At 60.0% G+C, this 3,204-nt stretch carries 2 protein-coding genes; both read left to right on the plus strand.

Going from position 1 to position 3,204, the window contains the following annotated elements; translation table 11 throughout:
- The first annotated feature begins 251 nt into the window (after positions 1-251).
- Positions 252-1,169 carry a sulfate adenylyltransferase subunit CysD gene (cysD, locus tag CEC48_RS30680; RefSeq protein ID WP_088427237.1) on the plus strand — a complete coding sequence of 306 codons (918 nt, stop codon included), beginning with the start codon at positions 252-254 and terminating at the stop codon, positions 1,167-1,169.
- 9 nt (positions 1,170-1,178) lie between these two features.
- Positions 1,179-3,077: a sulfate adenylyltransferase subunit CysN gene (gene cysN / locus CEC48_RS30685; RefSeq protein WP_088427238.1), complete on the plus strand. Its 1,899-nt coding sequence runs from the start codon at positions 1,179-1,181 to the stop codon at positions 3,075-3,077.
- Positions 3,078-3,204 lie beyond the last annotated feature (127 nt).

A 3,204-nucleotide genomic window follows, 5' to 3' on the forward strand; every position in this document is an offset into this window, starting at 1 on the left:
CGAATGCGGTGGGTCAGTCGCCACATGTATTGACTGACCCACCGCATTCGCGAGCAAGCCCGCTCCCACATTTGACTGTGTTTTGCCCTGGCAACCCACATTCATCCACTTGATCCAGCCAAACCCAGCGGTATATTGATATACCGTTTCGATCTAGCTGGCTCGCTCAATAGAATCAGGTGCTGTGCTAGCATGCCCCGCTCGAACACGGCCCGCTGGCCGTCCATAAGATCGTTTTTCCGTGAGTAACCATGGTCGACAAACTGACGCATCTGAAACAGCTGGAGGCGGAAAGCATCCACATCATCCGCGAGGTCGCCGCCGAGTTCGATAACCCGGTGATGCTCTACTCGATCGGTAAAGACTCCGCCGTGATGCTGCACCTGGCACGCAAGGCATTTTTCCCGGGCAAGCTGCCGTTTCCGGTGATGCACGTCGACACCCGCTGGAAATTCCAGGAGATGTACAAGTTCCGCGACAAAATGGTCGAAGAACTGGGCCTGGACCTGATCACCCACGTCAACCCGGACGGCGTGGCGCAGGGCATCAACCCGTTCACCCACGGCAGCGCCAAGCACACCGACATCATGAAGACCGAAGGCCTGAAACAGGCTCTCGACAAATATGGTTTCGACGCAGCGTTCGGCGGTGCCCGTCGCGATGAAGAGAAATCCCGCGCCAAAGAGCGCGTGTACTCGTTCCGCGACAGCAAGCACCGCTGGGACCCGAAAAACCAGCGCCCGGAGCTGTGGAACGTCTACAACGGCAACGTCAACAAGGGCGAGTCGATCCGTGTGTTCCCGCTGTCCAACTGGACCGAGCTGGACATCTGGCAGTACATCTACCTTGAAGGCATCCCGATCGTTCCGCTGTACTTCGCCGCCGAACGCGACGTGATCGAGAAGAACGGCACGTTGATCATGATCGACGACGACCGCATCCTCGAGCACTTGTCCGACGAAGACAAAGCCCGAATCGTTAAAAAGAAAGTACGTTTCCGTACCCTTGGCTGCTACCCGTTGACGGGCGCGGTGGAGTCCGAAGCCGAGACGCTGACGGACATCATTCAGGAAATGCTCCTGACGCGAACTTCCGAGCGCCAGGGCCGTGTCATCGACCACGATGGTGCAGGCTCGATGGAAGATAAAAAACGTCAAGGCTATTTCTAAGGGGCTGTCATGTCGCACGTATCTGATTTGATCAGCGAGGACATCCTCGCCTACCTGGGCCAGCACGAGCGCAAGGAAATGTTGCGCTTCCTGACCTGCGGCAACGTCGATGACGGCAAGAGCACCCTGATCGGGCGCCTGCTGCACGACTCCAAGATGATCTACGAAGACCATCTGGAAGCCATCACCCGCGACTCGAAGAAATCCGGCACCACGGGCGATGACATCGACCTGGCCTTGCTGGTCGACGGCCTGCAGGCCGAGCGTGAGCAGGGCATCACCATCGATGTTGCCTACCGCTATTTCTCCACCGCCAAGCGCAAATTCATCATCGCCGACACCCCCGGCCATGAGCAGTACACCCGCAACATGGCCACCGGTGCGTCCACCTGTGACCTGGCGATCATCCTGATCGATGCCCGCTACGGCGTGCAGACCCAGACCCGTCGCCACAGCTTTATCGCCTCGTTGCTGGGCATCAAGCACATCGTGGTGGCCGTCAACAAGATGGACATCAATGGCTTTGACCAAAGCGTGTTCGAGTCGATCAAGGCCGATTACCTGAAGTTCGCCGAAGGTATTGCGTTCAAGCCGAGCACCATGGCGTTCGTGCCGATGTCGGCCCTCAAGGGCGACAACGTGGTGAACAAGAGCGAGCGTTCGCCCTGGTACACCGGCCAGTCGCTGATGGAGATTCTCGAGACCGTCGAGATCGCCAACGACCGCAACTACACCGACCTGCGTTTCCCGGTGCAGTACGTCAACCGTCCGAACCTGAACTTCCGTGGTTTCGCCGGCACCCTGGCCAGCGGCATCGTGCACAAGGGTGACGAGGTTGTCGTGTTGCCGTCGGGCAAGAGCAGCCGCGTCAAATCCATCGTCACCTTCGAAGGTGAACTGGAACACGCAGGTCCCGGCCAGGCCGTGACCCTGACCATGGAAGACGAGATCGACATCTCCCGTGGCGACCTGTTGGTACACGCCGACAACGTGCCGCAAGTGACCGACGCCTTCGACGCCATGCTGGTGTGGATGGCCGAAGAGCCGATGCTGCCGGGCAAGAAATACGACATCAAGCGCGCCACCAGCTACGTGCCGGGTTCCATCACCAGCATCGTGCACCGCGTGGACGTGAATACCCTGGCCGAAGGCCCGGCGAGTTCGCTGCAGTTGAACGAGATCGGCCGGGTCAAGGTCAGCCTCGACGCGGCTATCGCCCTGGACGGTTACGAGAGCAACCGCACCACCGGTTCGTTCATCGTCATCGACCGTTTGACCAACGGCACCGTGGCCGCCGGCATGATCATCGCGCAGCCGGTGACTCACGGCAGCGCGGCGCAGCATGGCAAGTTGGCTCACGTGGCCACCGAAGAACGTGCCCAGCGCTTCGGCCAGCAACCGGCGACCGTGTTGTTCAGCGGCTTGTCGGGCGCGGGCAAAAGCACCCTGGCCTACGCGGTTGAACGCAAGCTGTTCGACATGGGCCGTGCGGTGTTTGTGCTCGATGGCCAGAACCTGCGTCACGACCTGAACAAGGGCTTGCCGCAGGACCGTGCCGGGCGCACCGAGAACTGGCGCCGTGCCGCTCACGTGGCGCGCCAGTTCAACGAAGCGGGCTTGCTGACCCTGGCCGCGTTTGTTGCCCCGGATGCTGAAGGGCGTGAACAGGCCAAGGCGCTGATCGGCGGTGATCGTTTGCTGACCGTGTACGTGCAGGCTTCGCCACTGGTGTGCGCCGAGCGTGATCCGCAAGGCTTGTACGCGGCAGGTGGGGATAACATCCCGGGTGAGTCCTTCCCGTATGACGTGCCGTTGAATGCTGATCTGGTGATCGACACCCAGGCGCTATCGCTGGAAGAAAGCGTCAAGCAAGTGCTGGAGCTGCTGCGCCAGCGCGGCGCGATCTAAGCTTCACGCGCACTAAAAAGCCCGCCATGTTGGCGGGCTTTTTTATGGGGGTCGTGAAAACAACTCGATCAAATGTGGGAGCGGGCTTGCTCGCGAAGGCGGTGTATCAGTCATACATGTATTGGCT

Source organism: Pseudomonas sp. K2I15 (assembly GCF_002204795.1).
Lineage (GTDB): Bacteria > Pseudomonadota > Gammaproteobacteria > Pseudomonadales > Pseudomonadaceae > Aquipseudomonas.